This is a genomic window from Cupriavidus cauae (assembly GCF_026210475.1).
In the GTDB taxonomy this organism is placed as follows: Bacteria; Pseudomonadota; Gammaproteobacteria; order Burkholderiales; family Burkholderiaceae; genus Cupriavidus; species Cupriavidus cauae.
Genome location: NZ_CP080293.1, coordinates 1,439,727 through 1,461,372 on the forward strand (window position 1 = coordinate 1,439,727; position 21,646 = coordinate 1,461,372).

A 21,646-nucleotide genomic window follows, 5' to 3' on the forward strand; every position below is an offset into this window, starting at 1 on the left:
TGATGCGGACCGCGGCGTCGGCGGGTACGACGGCAGGCAGTTCGATGCGCGGCGCGGCTGAGATGCGGCGCGCGCTGGCCGTGTGCGCGCTGCTGGCCGGTGCCGCCGTGGCGGTGTTCCTGCTGTCGCTGGCGGTCGGCAGCGTCGGCCTGTCGCCGAGCGAGGTCTGGCACGCGCTGTTCGGGCTGACCGATGCATCGGGCGATTCCGACGGGGCCAGCCAGACCGCCGTGGCCATCGTGCGCGAGCTGCGGCTGCCGCGCGCCGCGGCCGCGTTCGCCTGCGGCGGTCTGCTCGCGCTGTCCGGCGCGCTGATGCAGGTGCTGCTGCGCAATCCGCTGGCCGAGCCCTATGTGCTCGGCGTGTCGGGCGGCGCGGCCACCGGTGCGTTGCTGGCGATGCTGGCGCTGGCGCCGCTGTGGACCGTGCAGGCCGGCGCCGCCGGCGGCGCGCTGGTGTCGATGGTGCTGGTCGCCACGCTGGCGCGGCGCGATCTGCTGCATCCCCAGGTCCAGGGCGGCCATCATGAGGCGGGCTCGCGGCTGCTGCTGACCGGCGTGATCCTGGCCGCGGGCTGGGGGGCGGTCATCACGCTGATCCTGAGCATCGCGCCCGAGGGCCGGCTGCGCGGCATGCTGTTCTGGCTGACCGGCGATCTGGGCGGCACCGCCAGCTACGGGCTCGCGCTCGGCACGCTGGTGCTGGCGCTGCTGCTGACGCTGCCGATGGCGCGCGCGCTGAACGTGATGCTGCTCGGCGAGACCGTGGCCCAGTCGCTGGGCGTGCGCGTCGGCCGGGTACGCCTGTCGGCCTACCTGGTGGCCTCGCTGTCGATTGCGGCGGCCATCACCACGGCCGGCTCGATCGGCTTCGTCGGGCTGGTGGTGCCGCATCTGGTGCGGCTCGCCTGGGGCAACGACCAGCGCCTGCTGTTGCCCGCCGCGGCGCTGCTGGGCGGCACGCTGCTGATGGCGGCGGACCTGATCGCGCGGACCGTGATCGCGCCGGCGCAATTGCCGGTCGGCGTCATCACGGCGCTGCTCGGCGTGCCGACCTTCCTGTTCCTGCTGCTGCGCCGGCCCCGATGAAGGATCCGCAATGACGACCGCCGCCGACTGGACCGTCCCCACCGTGCCTTGCCCGCGGCTGTCGCTGCACGGCCTGGGCTTGCGCGCGGGCGGCAAGACGCTGTTCGACGCGCTCGACTTCACCATGCGCCCGGGCGAGCTGTGGTGCGTGCTCGGCCCCAACGGCGTCGGCAAATCGACGCTGATGGCGGTGCTCGCCGGGCTGCGCCCTGCCGAGCGCGGCGAGGTGCGTCTCGACGGCGAGCCGCTCGCCACGCTGGCACGCCAGCGGCCCGAGGTCCTGGCCAGGCAGCGCGCCTACCTGCCGCAGGCCATTCACGACACCTTCTCGATGACCGTGCACGACGCGGTCGCCGTCGGCCGCCACCCGCATCTGTCGGGATGGGGCTGGAGCGGCCGCGACGACGACGCGGTGGTGGCCGCGCTGCTCGAAGCGCTCGACCTGTCCGGCCTGGCCGGCCGCGACGTGCTGACGCTGTCCGGCGGCGAGCGCCAACGGGTGTCGCTGGCCGCGGTGATGGCGCAGCAGGCGCCGCTGCTGCTGCTCGACGAACCGCTGGCGCATCTGGACCTGCGCCATCAGATCCTGGTGCTGGACACGCTCGCGCGCCTGACGCGCGCCGGCCGCCAAGCCGCCATGCTGATCCTGCATGACCTGAACCTGGCGCGCCGCTATGCCACGCACGCGCTGCTGATGGCCGAGGACGGCAGCTGCCTGCACGGCCCGGCCGACGAGATTCTGACGCCCGCCCACTGCTCGCGCGCGCTGCGCACGCCGATCATCGCCGTCGCGCAGGGCGCGCATACGGCGTTGATCGCCAATGGTCCGGCCTGAGGCACGGCCGCGCCGCTTACCGCTTACCGCCATGACAACCGACCACGACGACAACGAGAACCACGGCAATAACGACAACAACGGCAGCAGCGGCGGCAACGCGATCGATGGCCGCAACGACATCGACGGCCGCGACGAACGCCACAAGGCCCGCATGGTCCGCAAGAAGGCGGTGGTCGACGCGAAGATCGCCGCCGCGCAGGACGAACGGGGCGTGATCGTGATCACCACCGGCAACGGCAAGGGCAAGTCGAGCTCGGGCTTCGGCATGGTGATCCGCGCGCTCGGCCACGGCATGCAGGCCGGCGTGGTGCAGTTCATCAAGGGCGCGTTTCCCAGCGGCGAGGAGATGTTCCTGCGGCGTTTTCCCGAGCAATGCCGCTTCCACGTGATGGGCGAGGGTTATACCTGGGAGACCCAGGACCGCGCGCGCGATGTGGCCAAGGCCGAGGCCGCGTGGGAGGTCGCGCGCGGGCTGCTGCGCGACCCGTCGATCGGGCTGGTGCTGCTCGACGAACTGAATATCGCGCTGAAGCTGCACTATCTGGACGTCGATACCGTGATCGCCGATCTGCGCGCGCGTCCGCCCATGCAGCATGTGGTGATCACCGGCCGCGGCGCGCCGCCCGCGCTGATCGAGGCGGCCGATACCGTCACCGAGATGGCGCCGGTCAAGCATGCGTTCCAGCAGGGCATCAAGGCCCAGCGCGGCATCGAGATGTAAGCCATGACGTCCGTATCCAACACCGTGCCGAACACCGCATCGAACACCGCATCGAACACCGCCTTGAACACCGATTCGCACTTCGCGCTCCCTACGATCGCACCGCTGGACGAGGCGCTGCGTCCGACGCTGCAGGCGGCCATCGACGACAAGACCAAGCCGCTCGGCGCGCTCGGCCGGCTGGAATCGCTGGCCCTGCAGATCGGGCTGATCCAGCGCAGCGCACGTCCCGAACTGCGGCGCCCGGCGATGATCGTGTTTGCCGCCGACCATGGCATCGCCGATGCCGGCGTCAGCGCCTATCCGGCCGACGTCACCGTGCAGATGGTCCGCAATTTTGCCGCCGGCGGCGCGGCGATCAATGTGTTCGCGCGCCAGCACGGCATGGCGCTCGAGGTGGTCGATGCCGGCGTGCGCGTGCCGCCGGGCATGGCACAGGGTCTGGTGGACTGCCGCATCGATGCGGGCACGCGCAACTTCGTCGACGAACCGGCGATGCGGCGCGAGCAGGCCGAGGCCGCGCTGGCGGCGGGCGTCGCGCGCGTGATGCACCATGCCGCGCAGGGCACCAATGTGATCGGCTTTGGCGAGATGGGCATCGGCAATACCTCGGCCGCCGCCTGTCTGGTCAGCCGGCTGACCGGCCTGCCGATCGCCGCCTGCGTCGGGCGCGGCACCGGCCTGGACGATGCCGGGCTCGCGCGCAAGCTGGCGCTGCTCGAGCGCGCGCTGGCGCGGCATGCCGATGCGGTGGAACCACTCGATGCTCTGGCCGCCCTGGGCGGCTTCGAGATCGCGATGATGGCGGGCGCCTTCCTCGCCGCGGCGTCGCAGCGCATGGTGATCCTCGTCGACGGCTTCATCGCGTCGGCGGCGCTGCTGGTTGCCAGCCGCCTCGATCCCAAGGTGTTGCCGTACTGCGTGTTCTCGCACTGCTCGCACGAGCAGGGCCATCGCGCGCTGCTCGAGCACTTCGGCGCGCGGCCGCTGCTGGCGCTGGACCTGCGGCTGGGCGAGGGTAGCGGCGCCGCGCTGGCGTATCCGCTGGTGGTATCGGCGGTGGCCTTCCTGCGCGAGATGGCGACCTTCGGCGCGGCGGGTGTCAGCACGGCCAGCGCGACCGCGGACGCGAACGACGGCGCCGACGCGTCCGCGCGATAGACTGGCGCCATCCTCTCCGCCATCCGCCCATGACGACGATGCCGACCGAGCCCACGCCCGCGCCGCCGCGGCGGCCGGCCCACCCACTGCTGCACCGCGCCTGCGAAGAGCTGCGCTACCTGCTGACCGCGGTCGGCTATTTCACCCGCGTGCCGGTGCCGGCCTGGGTCGGCTTCGCCCCGCACTACCTGCATGCCGCCGCCCGCTATTTCCCGCTGGTCGGCCTGATGGTCGGCGCCATTGGCGCGCTGGCGACGCTGGCCGCGTGGCTGCTGTGGCCGCCCGCGGTCGCGGTACTGATCGGCATCGGCGCCACGCTGCTGCTGACCGGGGCCTTCCACGAGGACGGCCTGGCCGACTGCGTCGATGCCTTCGGCGGCGGCTACCGGCGCGAGGACGTGCTGCGCATCATGCACGACTCGCGCATCGGTACCTTCGGTGCGCTGGCGCTGGTGCTGGCCCTGCTGCTGAAATGGCAACTGCTGCTGGCGCTCGGCCAGCGCGGCGGGCTGCGCGAATTGCTGCTGGTGCTGGTGGCCGCGCATGCCGCCAGCCGTGCGATGGCGGTCAGCTATCTGGCGACGCTCGACTACGTGCGTCCCGAGGGCAAGGCCAAGCCGGTCGCGCAGCGGCTGTCGCCGCGCGGCCTGGCGCTGGTGCTCGCCTGCGGCGCGCTGCCGCTGCTGGCCGTCGCGCCCGGCTTCGGTGTCGCGGCTATCGCCGCGCTGGCGCTGCTGCGGCTGGTTCTTGGGCGCTATTTCGTGCGCCGCATCGGCGGCTATACCGGCGACTGTCTCGGCATGGCGCAGCAGCTCGGCGAACTGCTGATCTATCTGCTGGCGGCGGCATGGATCTGGTCCTGATCCGGCACGCGCATCCCGCGGTTGACGATGGGGTCTGCTATGGGCGGCTGGATCTGCCGCTGGTCGAGCCGATGTCGCCGCCGGCCGATGCGATCCTGAATGCCGCATCGGCGGCGGCTCGCGCCAACGGTGTGCCGCCACCGGCGCGGATCGTCTGCAGCCCCGCGCAGCGCGCTCGCGCTACCGCGCAGCGCATCGCACAGGCGTTCATGACGCAAGCCGGTGGAACGGCGCCGACGATCGACAGCGATGCCCGGCTGCACGAGTTGGACTTCGGCGCTTGGGAGGGCCAGCGCTGGGACGCGGTGCCGCGGGAGGGGCTCGATCAGTGGGCGGCAGACCTGATGGATGCCTGCCCGCATGGCGGCGAATCGGCGCGCAGGGCATACGCCCGCGTGGCCGGGTGGGCGGATTCGCTGCAAGCGTCTCCGTCCGTGCTCGCGCCCGCGCCCGCGTCCGTGTCCGTGTCCGAGCCCGAGCCCGAGCCCGAGCCTGAATCATGCCTGTGGGTGGTCGGCCACGCCGGGCCGATGCGGATGCTTGCCGCGCATTGCCTAGGTCTGCCGCTGTCGGTCACGCTCGACTGGCAACTGGGCTGGGGCGCCAGCTGCGGCTTCCGGCTCGATCCGGGCGCGGCGCGGCCGGGGCGCCTGTTGTGGTGGAACCGTACGGTCGGCTGAGGGACGATGCACAGCCCTACGCACAAAGCCGACGCACAAAGCCGACACAAAGGTCGACGCATAACCGCGCATAGCCGTCGCAAGCCGACCCACAGGTAGACCGCAGAGACCGACGCAGCGGGGGACGCAGAGCGGGCCGGGCGGCGGCCGCCCCGGCGCCGCGCTACTGCGCAGGCCGCCGGCTTCGCGCCACCTCCAGCTGGCGGCACAGGATCTCCGCCGCATCGATGGCGCGCGGTCCGGCCCGATTGATGAGATCGCCGTCGATCGTGAAGAGATTGCCCCGCGCCACTGCGGTCAGCTGCTGCCAGCGCTGCCATTGCGCGAAATCCGCCAGCGGGCGGTCCGCCTGCGTCGCGCCCATGCTGGCCGTGATCATCGCCTCGGGATTGCGCGCGAGCACCGCTTCGACCGAAATCGTCGGCACCAGCGGCGTCTCGTCGGCGAACACATTGCGGCCGCCGCACAGCGCCAGCATGTCGCTGACCATATGCTGGCCGTTCAGCGTCATCAGCGGCTGCTGCCAGACCTGATAGAACACCGACACCGGCGGACGCGCAGCGTGGGCCTTGCCCAGCGCGGCAATGCGCGCGCGCAGCCGTTCGGCCGCGGCGTGCGCGGTCGGGCCGGTGCCGAGCAGCACGCCCAGCTTCTCGATGTTGTCGGGCACCGCCATCAAGCGCCGCGGCTCGCTGTGGAACAGCGGCAGGCCCAGCGCGCGCAGCCGTTCGGTCTGCTTCTGCGCGTTGCCATGCCGCCAGACCACGATCAGGTCGGGCTTCAGTGCCGCGATGCGTTCGAGATCGAGCGCCTTGTTGTCGCCGACCCGCACGATTGCGCGCGCCTCGGGCGGGTAGTCGCTGTAGTTCACGGTGCCGACGATGCGGTCGCCGCCCCCCGCAGCGAACAGCATCTCCGTGACATGCGGGGCCAGCGACACGATGCGGCGCGCCGGCTGCGCCAGCGTGATGGTCTGGCCGGCATCGTCGACGACGGAGACCGCGGCGCGCGCATCGATGGGCACGGCGGCCGCTAACGCCGTGGCAAGGCATGCGATGGCGGCAAGACCGTGGGCGGCAGAACGCGTGGCAAAACGCGTGGCTGAAGGCCCGGCGGAACGCGTGGCGGCAGAACACGTGGCGGCGGAACGCGTGGCGGCGTGCGGCCGACGTCGGCGGGACAGGAACGGCAACAGGGGCATGTCAGAGCGGAAGAATGGTGGCGAGGGCATCGGCCAGCCGCTGCCAGCAGGCCTCGCGATCGGGCGGCAGGCCGAGGCGCAGGCTCGGGAGCCTGGCGGTATTGTCGGTGGTATCGCTGGGGGACTTGGCCGTGGAATCGCCGGATGAATCCCCGGGGCGACCGCCAGCGAAATCCCCGGCGCGACCGCCGGCGGCCTCCCGCGAAGCCAAGGACGCCACCGGTGCATCGAACAGCCGGGTCCAGACGCCGGCATGCGCCAGCGCCTGATGCAGCCGCACGGCATCGGCATGCGGTACCCACGCGAACAGCGGCAAGGTGACCGGCGCCAGGCCATGCCGGCGCAGCAGCGCATCGAGCCGGGCGCTCGCCACGCGCAGCCGCGCCCGTGTGGCGGCCTGCCAATCGGTGTCGCACAGCGCCAGCCGTGCCACCGCGCGTGCCGGGCCGGACACGGTCCAATGCCCAAGACGCTCGCCCAGCGCCTGCAGCAGATCCCGTTGCGCCAGCACGAAGCCGCAGCGCACCCCGGCGAGCCCATAGAACTTGCCCAGCGAGCGCAGCACGATCAGGCCGGCACGGTTGCTGTCCGCCGCCAGCGAGCCACCGCCTTCATCGGTAACCCACGCATCGGCGAAGGCCTCGTCGACCAGCAGCGTGCCGCCGCGCGCGGCCAGCGCGGCATGCCAGCCCAGCAGGCGCTCGCGCGGCACGATGCGGCCGGTCGGATTGTTCGGATTGACGACCACCAGATGGTCGAGGCCATCGGCAAGGGCCAGATCCGAGAAGTCAGCCTCGTCCAGCGGCACCACGCGATGGCCGGCGGCGGCAAACGCCGGCGCGTACTCGCTGTACCCGAGCGCGGCGATGCCGACGCGGCCCGGCGGCAGCAGCGCGGGCAGCGTGCGGATCGCGGCCTGCGAACCGGCGACCGGCAGGGCATGCGGCGAGCCGTAGGCGCGGGCGGCGATCTCCGCGAGGCCATCGTCGTCCTGCGGCAGCCGCTGCCAGCAGTCGGCCGGCAACGGCGGCACCGGATAGCCGTCCGGATTGATGCCGGTCGACAGGTCGAGCCAGTCGGCCGGGTCGCGGCCGTAGCGGCGCACCGCGGCCAGCAGATTGCCGCCGTGGCGGATCGGAGGGGGCAGGGAATGCGGGTGGTTCATCGCGACAGCGCCAGCCGTTGGGCGACGATGCCGCAGGCGAGCGTCAGCGCCAGCAGATTGCCGCCGTGGCGGATCGGAGGGGGCAAGGGATGCGGATGGTTCATCGCGACAGCGCCAAACACTGGGCGACGATGCCGTACGCGACGGCCAGGGCCAGCCAAAGCCACAGCGTTCGCCGCACCAGCCGCAGGCTGGCCAGTACGTCGGCGGCGCCCGGCGGCTGGCCTTCGCCCAGCGGCGGACGCGCTTCCCACTGGCCGTGGTAGCGGGCCGGACCGCCGAGCGCGACACCGAGGGCACCGGCGCCCGCCGCCATCACGGGGCCGGCGTTCGGACTGGACCACGCCGGGGCCTGCACGCGCCAGCAGCGCAGGGCGCGCGCGGTCGAGCCGAGCAGCGCATAGGACAGCGCGGTCAGCCGCGCGGGAATCAGATTCAGCAGATCGTCGAGGCGGGCCGCGGCCCAGCCGAAATGCAGCAGGCGCTCGGTCCGGTAGCCCCACATCGCATCGAGCGTATTGGCGAGCCGATAGGCGATCGCCGCCGGGGCGCCGCCGATCAGGAACCAGAACAGCGCGCCGAAGATCGCGTCGTTGCCGTTCTCGAGTGCCGATTCGCAGGCCGCGCGGGCCAGTGCGGGCGCATCGGCGTCCGCGGTGTCGCGCGAGACGATGCGCGCGGTCAGCTGGCGTGCTTGCGGCAGGTTCCCGTCGGCCAGTGCGCTGGCGATCGGTTCGATATGCTGGCACAGGCTGCGCGCGCCCAGCGTGGCATACAGGCCCAGCGCATGCAGCAGCCAGCCCAGCCAGGCACCGGCAAGTTCGGTGGCGGCAGCGATCAGCAGCGCGGCCAGCGCCGCGGGTCCGAGCACCAGCACGGACCAGGCCATCAATCCGATGCCACGTTGGCGCCAGCGAGGTCCCGGCCGGTTCAGCGCGCGCTCGGCGGCATTGGCCAGTCGCCCGAAGCCGACCAGCGGATGCCAGCGGCGCGGCTCGCCGAGCCAGCGGTCGAGTCCCGCCCCTGCGAGGGCCGTCAGCGCAATGGCGGCGCCCGGCGCCAGCGGCGCCGCGGGCCACAGCGAACTCACCATGCCGGGTCCGGTCCCTTGATCGCGACCGGCAGGCCGGCGACCAGCAGGCGCACGCGGTCCGCGGCGGCGGCCAGCTTCTGGTTCAGGCGGCCGAGTTCGTCGACGTAGAAGCGGGTGATCGCGCCCATCGGCACCACGCCGAAGCCGATCTCGTTGGAAACCAGGATCACGTGGCCGGGCAGCGTCGGCAGCGCGGCCAGCAGCGCGTCCATCTCCTCGGTGAAGGCCGGCGGCGGCGTGATGACGCCGTGCTCGGGATAGGCACGCTTGTCGAGGAAGATCAGGTTGTTGAGCCAGACCGTCATGCAGTCGACCAGGATGCAGCCCTCGCGGCGGGCATGCGCGTACAGCGCGTCGGCCAGATGCAGCGGCTCCTCGACCAGGTTCCAGTCGGCGGGGCGCCGCGCGCGATGCAGCGCGATGCGCAGCTGCATCTCCTCGTCGGTGTCGTCCGGGTCCTCGCGCGCGGTGGCGATATAGGTCACCGGACCGCCGGTGGCCAGGGCGTGATCGGTGGCCAGCTGCTCGGCGAAGTGGCTCTTGCCGGAGCGCGCGCCACCCAGCACCAGCGTCAGCTCGCGCGGCCCGGGCCTGGGCAGGCCGACGGCCGTCTGGGTGGCCACCGCGATGGCCGCTTCGCCGGTGGGCAGCGCGACGTCGGACGGCGTGTCGGCGGGGCCGGTGCCGGCGTGAGGAGGGGCCTTGGGTTCCATCCGGGTATTGTAGCGGGCGCATCGCGTGCTGCCAGGGCGGATCGGCGCGGGGCTCGGTGTGGTGCGGGGACCGAGGCGAGGGATCGATGCGGCAGAACGATGTGGCGGATCGATGTGACGGATCGATGTGGCGGATCGATGCGGCGGATCGATGTGGCGGATCGATGCGGCGGATCGGTGTGGGGACCGGTGCGGCGGTCGGCCCCAGGGCCAGGCGCAGGATGGCGATGGCCGGGCATGGGCCGATGCGATAATCGCCGCGATGCAAGCCTATCCCGATCCGACCGATCCCCCCGAAGCAGCAGGCTCAGCCGACGCCGCCTACCACGCACCGGCCGTCCCCATTCCCTACGCCTCGCTGTTGCGCGGCACGCTGATGATCCAGGGCACGACCTCCGACGCCGGCAAGAGCACCGTGGTGGCGGGCCTGTGCCGGCTGCTGGCGCGTGCCGGGGTACGGGTGGCCCCGTTCAAGCCGCAGAACATGGCGCTGAACAGCGCCGTCACCGCCGACGGCGGCGAAATCGGCCGCGCGCAGGCGCTGCAGGCCCAGGCGGCCGGGCTGGCGCCGCACACCGACATGAACCCGGTGCTGCTCAAGCCGAGCAGCGACACCGGTGCGCAGATCATCATCCATGGCCGCGCCCGGCTGGACCTCGATGCCCGCGCCTATCACGCGTACAAGCCGGTCGCGATGCAGGCCGTGCTGGCCTCGCACCGGCGCCTGCGCGAGGGCTACGACGTGGTGCTGGTCGAAGGCGCGGGCAGCCCGGCCGAGGTCAATCTGCGCGAGCGCGACATCGCCAACATGGGCTTTGCCGAGGCGGTCGATTGCCCGGTGGTGCTGGTCGCCGATATCGACCGCGGCGGCGTGTTCGCGCATCTGGTCGGCACGCTGGACTGCCTGTCGGCCAGCGAGCGCGCGCGCGTCAAGGGCTTCATCATCAATCGCTTCCGCGGCGATATCGGGCTGCTGGAACCGGGGCTGGACTGGCTGCGTGCGCGCACCGGCAAGCCCGTGCTGGGCGTGCTGCCCTATCTGCATGGCCTGCATCTGGATGCCGAGGACGCGGTGGCCGCCACGCAGTCGGCCAAGGATGAGGGCGCGCCGCGCCTGCGCGTGATCGTGCCGGTGCTGCCGCGCATTTCGAACCATACCGATTTCGACGCGCTGCGCGCCCATCCACGCGTGGACCTGCGCTGGATCGGCCCTGGCATGCCGATCCCGCCTGCCGATCTGATCGTGCTGCCGGGCAGCAAGAGCGTGCGCGCCGATCTGGCGTTCCTGCGCGAGCAGGGCTGGGACCGCGCGCTGCTGCGGCATCTGCGCTATGGCGGCAAGGTCGTCGGCATCTGCGGCGGCATGCAGATGCTGGGGCGCCGCATCGAGGATCCGGACGGAAGGGAGGGTGCGCCCGGCGGCAGCGACGGGCTGGGCCTGCTCGACTACGCCACCGTGCTGGCCGCCGACAAGCAGTTGCGCCAGGCGCGCGGCACGCTGGCCCTGCCGCAGGCGGACGCCAGCGTTGCCGGCTACGAGATCCATCTGGGCGTCACCGAAGGCCCGGCGCTGGCGCGGCCCGCGCTGCGGCTTGACGACGGCCGCGCCGACGGTGCGCTGTCCGACGATGGCCAGGTGCTGGCCACCTATCTGCATGGGCTGTTCGACGATCCGGCGGGCTGTGCAGCGTTGCTGCGCTGGGCCGGTCTGGATGGCGCCGACGGAGTCGACCTGGCCGCGCTGCGCGAAGCATCGCTCGAACGCCTCGCCGATACGATGGCCGCGCATCTGGACCTGAGCGCCTTGCTGGCGCCGCTGCGGCCGGCTGCAAGCTGAGGTCGGCCCGAGGCCTGAAGCGCGCCGCGCGGTGAAGCGGCCACCGACAGGCAAGCCGCGAGCAGAAGCCGGCGGCCGGCCGAGGCCAGCCGTTACCTGAGGCGGCCAACTGAGACCAGCCGCCGGCCGAAGCCACGGGCGCGGTCCGAGCGCGGCGCCGGCATCGCCCAGATCGAGGCGCCGGCCGACGTCCCGCAAGACCGGCCTGCTACACTTGTCGGCTTTGTCAGCCTCGTAGTGCGCGCCGGTATCGGCCGGCCGCGCCATCGTTCCACACCATGGTTACCGGCCGCCTGCGCGTCCTGCTCGTCAAACTCCATCTGTATATCGGCCTGTGGCTCGGCGTGCTGTTCGTGCTGCTGGGCCTGACGGGCACCGTGCTGTCGTGGCGCCACGAGATCGACGCCGCGCTCAATCCCGAGCTGCTGGTGGCCTCCGCGCCGGTGTCGCTGCCGCTGCGTGCCGACGCCGTGCAGGAAGTCGTCGCGAAGCTGAAGGCCGATCCGCAATACGGCAAGCCGAGGATGCTGATGCTGCCGGTGTCGGAGCGCGACGTCTTCATCGCCTGGTATCACGTCAAGGAGCCGGGCAAGGCCGCCCCGGTGCCGGGCCGCTCGCGCCAGGTGATGATCGATCCGGCCACGCTGGCGATCAAGGGCGAACGCGTCTGGGGCGAGCCCGGGCTGTCGCGCCCGTTGCTGATGCCCACGCTCTTCCATCTGCATCACTATCTGCTCGCCGGCGATACCGGCAAGACCGTGGCCGGCGTGGGCGGCATGCTGCTGCTGTTCACGGTGCTGGCCGGCATCGCGCTGTGGTGGCCCAAGCTGAAGGCGCGCGCGATCCTGCAGGCGTTTCGCATCACGCACGGCGGCTCGTGGTGGCGGCTGAACTATTCGCTGCATCGCGCCGGCGGCATCCTGGCCGCGCCGGTGCTGGCGACGATCGCGTTTTCCGGCTGGTATCTGAATCTGCCGAAGTGGGTCACGCCGCTGGTCGGCAGCGTGATGACGGTCACCGCGCCGGCACGGCCGGCGTCCACGCCGCCCTACGAGGGGGCCATGCCGATGGGCACGCAGCAGGCCGTGCAGGCAGCCCAGGCGCTGTACCCGGAGGCGATCGTGTCGCGCGTGACCTTCCCGCGCCAGCCGACCGATGTCTACGAGATCCGGCTGCGCCAGCGGGGCGAGGTGCGCCAGGGCAGCGGCGCGACCCGGCTGTGGCTCGATGCCTATACCGGTGCCCGCCTCGGCGTGCGCGATCCGCTCGCCGCGCCGGCCGGCGACACCGTGCTGAACTGGATGTATCCGCTGCATACCGGCGAGGCGTTCGGCATGCCGGGCCGCATCTTCATCTCCGCGTTCGGGCTGGCGCCGCTGCTGTTTGCGCTGACCGGCGTGCTGATCTGGTGGAAGCGCCAGCGCGGCCACCGGCGCCATCTGAAGAAGACCGAGCAGCGGCAGGCAGTACGCCGCTGACGCCGTGCAGCGCCCTTGCGATTTCGCCCGGGCGCGGCCGGCAGCAGCCGTGCCGGTCCCTGCGCGCGCGGGACGGGCGCTGACACGGAGTCGGGAAAGCGGGAGCGGGGAAGGCGGGAAAGGGGGAAAGGCGGAAAGGGGGACAGGGCCGGCGGGCCTGGCGCCGCCGGCCTCGCCCGCTAGATTTCCAGATTGTCGATCAGGCGCGTGGCGCCGAGCTTGGCGGCGGCCAGCACCACCAGCGGTTCGCCGGCCGCGTATTCATCGCGGCTCGGTGCCTGCAGATTGCTGCGCTTGCGGATCGACACGTAGTCGGGCTTCCAGCCGCGGGCCTTCAGCGCATCGAGCGCCTGCGCCTCGACCGCGGTCAGTTCGAGACCGCGGCCGGCGTTGGCCAGCACCTGGTCGCGCACCTGATGCAGCGTGCGGTAGAGCATCGGCGCCTCGGCCCGCTCGTCCGGCGACAGATAGCGGTTGCGCGACGACAGTGCCAGGCCGTCCTCGGCCCGCACGGTCTCGGCCGGCACGATGTCGATCGGCAGCGCGAACTGGTTTGCCATGCGCCGCACGATCATCAGCTGCTGGTAGTCCTTCTTGCCGAACACCGCGACGCGCGGCTGCGCGCACGAGAACAGCTTCATCACCACCGTGCAGACGCCATTGAAGAAGCCCGGGCGGAACTCGCCCTCCAGGATGTCGCCCAGGTCGTGCGGCGGATCGACGCGGTATTCCTGCGGTTCCGGGTACATGTCGCGCTCGGTGGGCGCGAACAGCACGTAGACGCCTTCCTTCTGCAGCTTCTCGATGTCGTCCTGCAGCGTGCGCGGATACTTGTCGAAATCCTCGTTGGGACCGAACTGCAGCCGATTGACGAAGATCGAGGCCACCACCGGATCGCCATGCTGGCGCGCCAGCCGCATCAGCGACAGATGGCCTTCGTGCAGATTGCCCATGGTCGGGACGAAGGCGATCCGGTTCTGGCCGCGCAACTGGTCGCGCAGCTCGTGAATGGAGGAAATGACTTTCATGGATGCGGTGTACTGCTCGTCAGGAAAAGCGCGCGGCGATGCCGGGGCTATGCGGGGGTATAGGCCAGGCGCACGTAGATCGGCGCATAGGGCTCGGCCTGGGTGATTTCGACCAGGGACTCGCGCGACAGCTCGAGCATCGCGATGAAATTGACCACCACCACCGGCACGCCCTTGCCCGAGCGGATCGCATCCTCGAACAGCTCGGTGAACTCCATGAAGCGGGCATGCTGCAGCCGGCGCAGGATCTGGCTCATGTGCTCGCGCACGGACAGTTCCTCGCGCGAGATCTTGTGGTGCTGGTTCAGCTTGGCGCGCTTGAGCACGTCGGCCCAGGCGGCCTGCAGGTCGGTGGTGTCGACGTCGGGGAAGCGCGGCGCCAGGCTCTGCTCGATGTAGACCTGCGAGCGCAGGAAATCGCGGCCCAGCTGCGGCACCTGATCGAGCTTCTGCGCGGCGAGCTTCATCTGCTCGTATTCGAGCAGCCGGCGCACCAGCTCGGCGCGCGGGTCTTCGGCGTCCTCGTCGCTGTCGGCCTTCTTGACCGGCAGCAGCATGCGCGACTTGATCTCGATCAGCATCGCGGCCATCAGCAGGTATTCGGCCGCCAGCTCCAGATTGCTCTTGCGGATCTGCTCGACATACGCCAGGTACTGGTGCGTGACCTGCGACATCGGAATGTCGAGCACATTGAAGTTCTGCTTGCGAATCAGGTACAGCAGCAGGTCCAGCGGCCCTTCGAACGCTTCGAGGAAGATCTCGAGCGCGTCGGGCGGGATATACAGATCCTGCGGCAGCTGGAACAGCGGCTCGCCGTACAGGCGCGCGAACGCCATGCCGTCGACCGTGTCCGGCGAGGCGCCCTCGGGCGCCACGCTGGGCAGCTCGAGCGCGAGCGCGAGCTTGTCCTGTTCGCTATGGTTCATGAGTGGGGCGGTTGCGCACGCATCGCGGCGGTCGGCCGGGGCCGCGGCGCCGGGATGCGTGCCGGCATCAGTCCAGCGAGTAGACGTAGGGCTTCTGCGGGACCCGCGATGCCTCGGCGCGCTGGCGCTCCTCGAGGTCGATCGGGGCCTTGTCCCACAGCAGGGCGCGGCCTTGGCGCTGTTCCGCCTCCAGCGACGGGCGCTCCTGCTTGAGCGCCTTCAGGAACTGGGTGATCTCGGATTCGTACATGGCCATGGCAGGAAAGCTATACAGAATGCTATAGGGGAATGGAAAACTGCCGCGATTCTACCGTATTGCCATGCCGGGGCGGGCTTTGCCGGCCTGGGGCGCTCGGGGTTTGGGGATCGGGCCGTGGGGTGTGGTCAAATAGCGACTTTGTCGGATCGCAACGACGGATGATATTGGACCTCGGGATCATGCGCATCGGATTCCGCCGCCCCCGGGGCAGCGGCGCGGTGGCGTCCGCGCAGGCGTCGCGGTGGTTTGCCCGGCGGTTGGCCGCGCAGCCGGCACCCTCCCTGGCTCCCCACCTGCCTCCCCCGCCGGCTCGCCCGCCGACTCCTCTGCTCGCCCCGCTGCTGGCCCCGCTGCTCGTGCTGCTGTTCGTCCTGCTGCCGGCGCCGGTCCAGGCGGCCTACCGGGTCCAGGTGGAGGCGCCCGAGCCGCTGAAGGACATCCTCGAAGAGCATCTGGACCTGGTCCGCTATCGCGAACGGGCCGACCTGGGCGAGGACCAGATCGCGTACATGATCGAAACGGTTGGCGACCAGGTCCGGGCCTTCGCCGCCACCGAAGGCTGGTTCGATCCGCAGACCACCACCCGTGTCGAGGGCAGCGGCGACAGCCGCGTGATCCACGTGACGGTCGACCCGGGCGCCCGCACGCTGATCCGCCACGTCGATGTCGATGTGCGCGGGCCCGCCGCCACGCGATCGCCCGAGCAGGTCGAGGCGATGCGCAAGAAGTGGGGCCTGCCGGTCGGCGATCCGTTTCGCCAGTCCGACTGGGACAAGGCCAAGGAAGACGCGCTGGTCGAGCTGCAGAGCAACGCCTACTACGGCGCGAAGCTGGCCGCCTCGCAGGCGCGCATCGAGCCCGAGGAGCGCGCCGCCGATCTGAGCGCGACCTACGACAGCGGCCCGGCCTACCGCATGGGCGCGCTGGTGGTCAGCGGCACGCGGCGCTATCCCGAGCAGATCGTGCGCAACGTCAATCCGCTGTACGTCGGCGAGCCCTATCGCGTCGAGCGGCTGCTGGAGTTGCAGCGGGCGATCCAGAACCAGCCGTACTTCTCCAATGTGCTGGTCGAGCTCGGCGATCCGGTGCCGGACGCCGACGGCAATGGCGACACGGTGACTGCGCCGGTCAATGTGCGGGTGCGCGAGTATCCGGTGCATCGGATCGTCTCCGGCGTCGGCTACAACACCGATACCGGCGCGCAGGTCGAGGGGCGCTACGCGTACTACAACCTGTTCAACCGCGCCTGGATCTTCGATTCGCAGGCCCGCATCGAGCAGAAGCGGCAATACGCCTTCGCCGAGGTGGCGATGCCGCCCGACAGCAAGACCTACCGCAACAGCGTCTACGCCAGCTACGAGCGCACGCTGGATATCGAGAATACCGACACCCGGAGCTGGCGTACCGGCGTGCGCCGCGCCCGCACGCGCGAGCGCTACGACACCGCGCTGTCGCTCGATTTCTTCTACGACGACCTGCAGCCGTACGACCAGCCGCGCCAGCTGAGCAAGGCGCTGGTGCCGCAATACGCGTGGACCCGCCGCGATGTCGACAATCCGGTGTTCCCGCGCCGCGGCAATATCATCAACACCCAGATCGGCGCGGCGGTGGAGGGCTTGCTGACCGACCAGAGCTTCGTCCGCCTGTACGGCCGCATCCGGCAATACATCCCGGTGCGCACCCGCGACCTGATCGTCGCCCGGCTCGAGCTTGGCGCGGACCTGACCAGCGGCAGCGCCGACAAGATTCCCGCCACGCTGCGCTTCCGCGCCGGCGGCACCGATTCGATCCGCGGCTACGGCTTCCAGTCCATCGGCACGCGGCGGGGCACCAGCGTGCTGCCGGCCAAGTACCTGGCCACCACCAGCCTGGAGTACCAGTACTGGTTCAAGCCGGACTGGGGCGCGGCGATCTTCTGGGACGCCGGCACGGCCACCAACAACCTCGACGGCGTGCGGATCTACCACGGCGTCGGCATCGGCGCGCGCTGGCGCAGTCCGGTGGGACCGGTCCAGCTCGACGTGGGCTACGGCATCCAGGAGCGGCAATTCCGCCCGCATATCTCGCTGGGAGTGGCATTCTGATGGCGATGCGTCCTTCGTGCCGGCCGGCACCGGCGCATGAGGCGATTGTCGGGGGCGCCTGGATCGCTTCGATAGCTCCGGTTGCATCGATGGCTTCGATGCCTCTGATGGCGCCGATGGCTCCGATGGTTTCGGCCGCTGCGATCGCCCCCGTCCCCGCCGATTTCCCGAGTCCCGGCGCATGAGCACGCCCGACCTGCCTTCCGTTCCCGCCCGCGGCAGCGAGACGCCGCGCGCGCCGCAGCCGCGCCGCCGGCGCTGGCTGCGCGTGTTCGGCATCGTGCTGCTCGCGCTGGTGGCGCTGATCGTGCTGCTGGCGGTCGTGCTCGGCGCGGCGCTGCGCACGGAGCGCGGCTCGCGCGAGCTGTGGTCGCTGGCGACCCGGCTGTCGGCCGGCGTACTGGTCGGCCAGTACCAGGGCGGCACCTTCGCGCGCGGCCTGCAGCTGCGCGACGTGGTGTTCGCGCAGGGCGACACCCGCGTCAGCGTGGACCGCCTCGACGGCAGCTGGTCGCTGGCCTGGCATCTCGGCCCCGGCCGGACGCGGCTGCACGTGGCCGCGCTGCGGCTGGGCAACGTCGACGTGCGGCTGCCGCCGTCCGAGGACAAGCCCGACCAGCCGCCGCCGACCTTGCCCGAGTCGCTGTCGCTGCCGCTGGCGATCGATGTCGATGCGCTGACGCTGGCGCGGTTGTCGATCCTGCGCGGGCCGGAGGCCACCGCGTCGCCGTTGGTGTTTTCCGATCTGTCGGCGGCCCTGCATACGGACGGCACCCGGCACCGGCTGACCGTCGATCGGCTGGTCACGCCCTACGGCAAGCTGTCGGCCAACGCGCAGATCGCCGGCGAGGCGCCGTTCGCGCTGAACGGCGAGGCGCTGCTCGAAGGCGAGTGGGAGAAGGAGGCCTACAACGTCAGCGCGCGCGCCGACGGCACGCTGGAGGCGCTGCGGGCGGACGTCGAGGCGAGCGGCGACCGCCTGCGCGGCCGCGGCGAGATCGAACTGACGCCGTTCGGGCAGGTGCCGTTCACGCGCCTGCGGGTAGACGGCGAGCGCATCAATCCGCGGCTGTTCAACCCTGCCGCGCCGCAGGCGAACCTGTCGGTGCATGCGGAGTTGCGGCCGGTGGACGGCAGCGGTGGCGCGGCGGCGCCCGCTGCGCCGGAGGCCGCGTCCGCGCCGGCCAGTGTTCCGGCGGCGCCGGCGCCCTCGGCTCCTCCGGCGAGTGTTCCGAGTGTTCCGGCAGCGTCGACGCCATCGGCTCCCGCGGCCAGTGTTCCGGCCACGTCGGCGCGATCGACCCCTGCGGCCAGCGTTCCGGCGGCGTCGGCCCCGCAACCATCGCCCTCGGCGGCACCGGCCGCCGCGCCGCTGACCGTGGCCGGCGAAGTCTCCATCCGCAATCACGAGCCCGGACCGCTCGACGCGGAGCGGCTGCCGGTGCAGTCGCTGCGCGCCACGGTCGAGCTGAGCGAGGCCGCCCAGCATGTCCGCGACCTGCGCGTGGCGCTGGCCGGCAATGGCGAGATCGTCGGCAGCGGTTCGCTGCGCGAGGGCCGCGGCGGCTTCGATCTGGACGTGCGCCGGCTCGATCCGCATGCGCTGCACGGCAAGCTGCGCAGCGCGAAGCTGTCGGGCCCCGTAATCGTGCGGCTGGAGCCGGGCCGCCAGAGCGTCGCGCTGGACCTCGGCGGCGGCGAGCTGAAGCTGTTCGCCGACGCGCGCATCGATGCCGACGCCGTCACGCTGGCCGCGCTGCGCCTGGGCGTCGCGCAGGGCAGCCTGCACGCCGAGGGCAGGCTCGGGCTGAAGGACCAGCAGCCGTTCAGCTTCAAGGGCCGCATCAGCGATCTGGACCCGGCGCGGCTGGCGAGCGTCGCCAAGGGCCGCATCAACGCGAACTTCGACGCCTCCGGCACGCTGGCCGGCGAGCCGCGCGTGGCGGCGGACTTCTCGATCGGCGACAGCGAATACGCGGGGCTGCCGATGACCGGCGGCGGCAAGGTCCGGCTGGCCGGACAGCGTCTGCTGCCGAGCGAGGCGACGCTGTCGATGGCCGGCAACCGCGCCGACCTGCGCGGCAGCTTCGGCGCGCGCGGCGACCGCATGACAGTGGCCGTCGACGCGCCGCAGCTCGATCGGCTCAAGTTCGGCGTCGGCGGCACGCTCAAGCTCGACGCCCAGGTCAGCGGCACCTGGCAACGGCCGGAAATCACGGCAACCTACGATGCCCGCACGCTGTCGATGGGTCCGCACCGCGTCGAGAGCGCCAGCGGCAACGCCGATCTGCGCGGCGGCATCGACGGTCCGCTGCGGCTGCGGCTGGACGCGCGCGGCTATCGCGGTCCGCAATTGTCGATGAGCACGCTGCAGGCGAGCCTCGACGGCACGCAGGCCAGGCACAGCTTCAACGTCGAAGGCGAGGGCCGCATGCGGCGCCGGCCGCTGCAATTGCAGGCCGCGGGGCAGGGCAGCTGGAAGAACGGCACCTGGACCGGCACGGTCAGCACGCTGGAGGAGCGCGGCACCGTCGAACTGAAGCTGCTGACGCCGGTCGCCGTCAGCGCCGGCGCGCAGAAGCTGACCCTGGGGCAGACGCGGCTGCAGCTGGCCCGCGGCACCATTGCCCTGGACCGCCTGGATTGGGACCGCGGCCGCATCCGGACCCAGGGCGCGCTCAATGGCCTGCAGGTCGGCCATCTGCTCGCGCTGGCGGAGGCCTTCACCGGCGATGCGCCACCGCTGCGCTCGGATCTGATACTGGACGGCCAGTGGAACCTGAACCTGGCCGAGACCGCATCCGGCTTTGCCGAGCTACGGCGCCGCAGCGGCGACCTGTCGGTCAACGCCGGCCGGGGCTACACCACGCTGGGGCTGGGCGACACCGTGCTGCGCGCCGAAGCCGCCGGCACCCGCCTGCAGCTGCGCGGCAACGTGGTGTCGTCGCGCCTGGGTACCGCCAGGGTCGACGCCTTCGCCGGCCTGATGCCCGAGCAGGGCGTGCTGACGGTGACGCCGGCCTCGGCGCTGGGCGGCCAGGTCGCCTTCGATGTGCCGCGGCTCAAGGCGCTGGAGGCCCTGACCGGTCCGCAATACGCGTTCGACGGCCGGCTGGCGGCCGCGATGCAGCTGGCCGGCACGATCGGCGCGCCGGTGCTGACCGGCACCATCAACGGCGACGGCCTGGCCATCACGCTGTACGACCAGGGCATCCGCCTGACTGACGGCATCGTGCGCATCGTGCTCGACCGCAACGTGATCGAGCTGCGCCAGGTCCTGTTCCGCGGCGGCGACGGGACGCTGACCGCCAGCGGCAACGTGCGGCTCGGCGAAACCGATCCGACGCTGCGTGCCCGCATCGTCGCCGACCGGCTGGAGCTGTTCGCCAGTCCCGAGCGCACGCTGGTGGTGTCCGGCAACGCCGACATGGCCAACGAGAACCGGCAGTTCGTGATCCGCGGCAAGTTCCGCGTCGATCGCGGGTTGTTCGACCTGCCAAAGGCTGGCGCGCCGGTGCTGGGCGACGACGTGGTGATCGTGCGCAAGTCGGACCGGCGCGCCGAGCGCGAGGTGCGCACCGCCGCCACGCCGGCGGTGCCGGAGTCGCAGCCGACCAGCCGCTTCGCCCCGGTCATCGACCTGTCGGTGGACCTGGGGGACCGCTTCCGCTTCCGCGGCGCGGGAGCGGATCTGCTGCTGGCCGGGCGCCTGGGCGTCAACAGCGAGCCCTTGACGCCGATGCGGGTCACCGGCACCGTGCGGGTGGTCGACGGCACCTACGAGGCCTTCGGCCGGCGGCTGCAGATCACGCGCGGCATCGTCAATTTCAATGGCCCGGTCGGCAATCCGAATCTGAATATCCGCGCGATGCGGCTGAACCAGGAGGTCGAGGCGGGCGTCGAGGTCACCGGCACGGTACGGCTGCCGCGCGTGCGGCTGGTGTCCGAGCCCAACGTGCCGGACGAGGACAAGCTGTCGTGGCTGATGTTCGGCTACGGCGCCGACAGCAGCACGGCCGGGCAGCAACAACAACTGAGCGGGGCGGCGCTGGGCGGTGCGGCGCTGGGCGGCGCGGCGCTGGGCATGCTGGGCTCGAAGGCCGGCAAGGGCGTGGTGCAGCGCTTCGGCATCGACGAATTCTCGATCGGTCCGAGCACCGCGGGTTTGAACGAGCAGCAGGTGGTCAGCGTCGGCAAGGCGGTCAGCGAGAAGATTTCGGTCGGCTACGAGCAGAGCCTGACGTCGGCGGCCAACGTCGCCAAGGTGACCTGGGCCTTCTCGCGGCGCTGGTCGCTGATCGCGCGCGGCGGCACCATCAACGGGCTGTCGCTGCTGTTCAACCGGCGTTTCGACAGCTGGAGCCAGCTATTTTCAGGATCGTCACCACGGCGCGAGGGCGCCAGGAGAGAGCAGGATGCAAGTACGGGAAGCACCGGCGGCGACGTCGACAATCCGCCCACGCCACCGGAGGGGCCTGCCGAGGCCATCAAGCGATGAGCGAGGCAACGGC

17 protein-coding genes are annotated in these 21,646 nt (G+C 71.3%); 10 read left to right on the forward strand and 7 right to left on the reverse strand.

Going from position 1 to position 21,646, the window contains the following annotated elements:
* Positions 1-62 precede the first annotated feature (62 nt).
* From KZ686_RS06455 to KZ686_RS06480, 6 genes are read left to right on the forward strand one after another with little or no spacing between them, the layout of a single operon-like run.
* Positions 63-1,088 carry a FecCD family ABC transporter permease gene (locus KZ686_RS06455; RefSeq protein WP_149317986.1) on the forward strand — a complete coding sequence of 342 codons (1,026 nt, stop codon included), beginning with the start codon at positions 63-65 and terminating at the stop codon, positions 1,086-1,088.
* 10 nt (positions 1,089-1,098) lie between these two features.
* Complete coding sequence (locus tag KZ686_RS06460; RefSeq protein WP_149317705.1) at positions 1,099-1,923, forward strand: ABC transporter ATP-binding protein; 825 nt, start codon at positions 1,099-1,101, stop codon at positions 1,921-1,923.
* A gap of 31 nt (positions 1,924-1,954) precedes the next feature.
* Positions 1,955-2,647 carry a cob(I)yrinic acid a,c-diamide adenosyltransferase gene (gene cobO, locus KZ686_RS06465; RefSeq protein WP_265633258.1) on the forward strand — a complete coding sequence of 231 codons (693 nt, stop codon included), beginning with the start codon at positions 1,955-1,957 and terminating at the stop codon, positions 2,645-2,647.
* Positions 2,648-2,650: 3 nt separating this feature from the next.
* Entirely contained in the window at positions 2,651-3,808 is a 1,158-nt protein-coding gene (cobT, locus tag KZ686_RS06470) for a nicotinate-nucleotide--dimethylbenzimidazole phosphoribosyltransferase (protein ID WP_265633259.1), read from the forward strand.
* A 38-nt stretch (positions 3,809-3,846) separates the two neighbouring features.
* Positions 3,847-4,671, forward strand: a complete 825-nt coding sequence (locus KZ686_RS06475; protein ID WP_407648539.1) for an adenosylcobinamide-GDP ribazoletransferase — start codon at positions 3,847-3,849, stop codon at positions 4,669-4,671.
* Positions 4,656-5,351, forward strand: coding sequence for a histidine phosphatase family protein (locus tag KZ686_RS06480; RefSeq protein WP_265633261.1), 696 nt, complete (start codon positions 4,656-4,658; stop codon positions 5,349-5,351). The genes KZ686_RS06475 and KZ686_RS06480 overlap by 16 nt, the downstream gene beginning before the upstream one ends.
* Before the next feature lie 163 nt (positions 5,352-5,514).
* Here the strand turns inward: KZ686_RS06480 and KZ686_RS06485 are convergent, their stop codons facing one another.
* From KZ686_RS06485 to cobU, 4 genes are all read right to left on the reverse strand, one after another.
* Positions 5,515-6,375: a cobalamin-binding protein gene (locus KZ686_RS06485; RefSeq protein ID WP_407648518.1), complete on the reverse strand. Its 861-nt coding sequence runs from the start codon at positions 6,373-6,375 to the stop codon at positions 5,515-5,517.
* Between the two features lie 178 nt (positions 6,376-6,553).
* Positions 6,554-7,717: a threonine-phosphate decarboxylase CobD gene (gene cobD / locus KZ686_RS06490; RefSeq protein ID WP_265633262.1), complete on the reverse strand. Its 1,164-nt coding sequence runs from the start codon at positions 7,715-7,717 to the stop codon at positions 6,554-6,556.
* A 100-nt stretch (positions 7,718-7,817) separates the two neighbouring features.
* Positions 7,818-8,810 carry an adenosylcobinamide-phosphate synthase CbiB gene (gene cbiB / locus KZ686_RS06495; protein ID WP_265633263.1) on the reverse strand — a complete coding sequence of 331 codons (993 nt, stop codon included), beginning with the start codon at positions 8,808-8,810 and terminating at the stop codon, positions 7,818-7,820.
* Positions 8,804-9,523, reverse strand: a complete 720-nt coding sequence (cobU, locus tag KZ686_RS06500; protein ID WP_150084411.1) for a bifunctional adenosylcobinamide kinase/adenosylcobinamide-phosphate guanylyltransferase — start codon at positions 9,521-9,523, stop codon at positions 8,804-8,806. Before cobU ends, cbiB begins: the two co-directional genes overlap by 7 nt.
* A 262-nt stretch (positions 9,524-9,785) precedes the next feature.
* Between cobU and KZ686_RS06505 the strand changes: the two genes are divergently transcribed.
* Together KZ686_RS06505 and KZ686_RS06510 are read left to right on the forward strand one after the other, a co-directional pair.
* Positions 9,786-11,360 carry a cobyric acid synthase gene (locus tag KZ686_RS06505; protein WP_407648519.1) on the forward strand — a complete coding sequence of 525 codons (1,575 nt, stop codon included), beginning with the start codon at positions 9,786-9,788 and terminating at the stop codon, positions 11,358-11,360.
* 278 nt (positions 11,361-11,638) lie between these two features.
* Complete coding sequence (locus KZ686_RS06510; protein ID WP_265633264.1) at positions 11,639-12,838, forward strand: PepSY-associated TM helix domain-containing protein; 1,200 nt, start codon at positions 11,639-11,641, stop codon at positions 12,836-12,838.
* A gap of 179 nt (positions 12,839-13,017) precedes the next feature.
* Here the strand turns inward: KZ686_RS06510 and panC are convergent, their stop codons facing one another.
* The 3 genes from panC to KZ686_RS06525 form a co-directional block, all read right to left on the reverse strand.
* The gene (gene panC, locus KZ686_RS06515) at positions 13,018-13,866 is read right to left on the reverse strand and encodes a pantoate--beta-alanine ligase (RefSeq protein ID WP_149317712.1); all 849 of its coding nucleotides are present in this window, start codon (positions 13,864-13,866) and stop codon (positions 13,018-13,020) included.
* 47 nt (positions 13,867-13,913) lie between these two features.
* A complete protein-coding gene (locus KZ686_RS06520; protein WP_149317713.1) occupies positions 13,914-14,792 on the reverse strand; it encodes a segregation and condensation protein A in 879 nt (292 codons plus the stop codon).
* Positions 14,793-14,859: 67 nt separating this feature from the next.
* Positions 14,860-15,048: a DUF3460 family protein gene (locus KZ686_RS06525; RefSeq protein WP_149317714.1), complete on the reverse strand. Its 189-nt coding sequence runs from the start codon at positions 15,046-15,048 to the stop codon at positions 14,860-14,862.
* 359 nt (positions 15,049-15,407) lie between these two features.
* Here KZ686_RS06525 and KZ686_RS06530 point away from each other — a divergent pair, with 359 nt between their 5' ends.
* Both KZ686_RS06530 and KZ686_RS06535 read left to right on the forward strand, forming a co-directional pair.
* On the forward strand, positions 15,408-17,135 hold the full coding sequence (locus KZ686_RS06530) for an autotransporter assembly complex protein TamA (protein ID WP_223819796.1): 1,728 nt from the start codon (positions 15,408-15,410) through the stop codon (positions 17,133-17,135).
* Between the two features lie 181 nt (positions 17,136-17,316).
* Positions 17,317-21,633, forward strand: a complete 4,317-nt coding sequence (locus KZ686_RS06535) for a translocation/assembly module TamB domain-containing protein (RefSeq protein WP_265633265.1) — start codon at positions 17,317-17,319, stop codon at positions 21,631-21,633.
* Positions 21,634-21,646 lie beyond the last annotated feature (13 nt).

What these genes read in the sequence shown, in the direction of transcription:
- KZ686_RS06455 (WP_149317986.1), top strand. Translation starts at nt 63, where the DNA reads ATGCGGCGCGCGCTGGCCGTGTGCGCGCTGCTGGCCGGTGCCGCCGTG.
- KZ686_RS06460 (WP_149317705.1), top strand. Translation starts at nt 1,099, where the DNA reads ATGACGACCGCCGCCGACTGGACCGTCCCCACCGTGCCTTGCCCGCGG.
- cobO (WP_265633258.1), top strand. Translation starts at nt 1,955, where the DNA reads ATGACAACCGACCACGACGACAACGAGAACCACGGCAATAACGACAAC.
- cobT (WP_265633259.1), top strand. Translation starts at nt 2,651, where the DNA reads ATGACGTCCGTATCCAACACCGTGCCGAACACCGCATCGAACACCGCA.
- KZ686_RS06475 (WP_407648539.1), top strand. Translation starts at nt 3,847, where the DNA reads ATGCCGACCGAGCCCACGCCCGCGCCGCCGCGGCGGCCGGCCCACCCA.
- KZ686_RS06480 (WP_265633261.1), top strand. Translation starts at nt 4,656, where the DNA reads ATGGATCTGGTCCTGATCCGGCACGCGCATCCCGCGGTTGACGATGGG.
- cobD (WP_265633262.1), bottom strand. Translation starts at nt 7,717, where the DNA reads ATGAACCACCCGCATTCCCTGCCCCCTCCGATCCGCCACGGCGGCAAT.
- cbiB (WP_265633263.1), bottom strand. Translation starts at nt 8,810, where the DNA reads ATGGTGAGTTCGCTGTGGCCCGCGGCGCCGCTGGCGCCGGGCGCCGCC.
- cobU (WP_150084411.1), bottom strand. Translation starts at nt 9,523, where the DNA reads ATGGAACCCAAGGCCCCTCCTCACGCCGGCACCGGCCCCGCCGACACG.
- KZ686_RS06505 (WP_407648519.1), top strand. Translation starts at nt 9,786, where the DNA reads ATGCAAGCCTATCCCGATCCGACCGATCCCCCCGAAGCAGCAGGCTCA.
- KZ686_RS06510 (WP_265633264.1), top strand. Translation starts at nt 11,639, where the DNA reads ATGGTTACCGGCCGCCTGCGCGTCCTGCTCGTCAAACTCCATCTGTAT.
- panC (WP_149317712.1), bottom strand. Translation starts at nt 13,866, where the DNA reads ATGAAAGTCATTTCCTCCATTCACGAGCTGCGCGACCAGTTGCGCGGC.
- KZ686_RS06520 (WP_149317713.1), bottom strand. Translation starts at nt 14,792, where the DNA reads ATGAACCATAGCGAACAGGACAAGCTCGCGCTCGCGCTCGAGCTGCCC.
- KZ686_RS06525 (WP_149317714.1), bottom strand. Translation starts at nt 15,048, where the DNA reads ATGGCCATGTACGAATCCGAGATCACCCAGTTCCTGAAGGCGCTCAAG.
- KZ686_RS06535 (WP_265633265.1), top strand. Translation starts at nt 17,317, where the DNA reads ATGAGCACGCCCGACCTGCCTTCCGTTCCCGCCCGCGGCAGCGAGACG.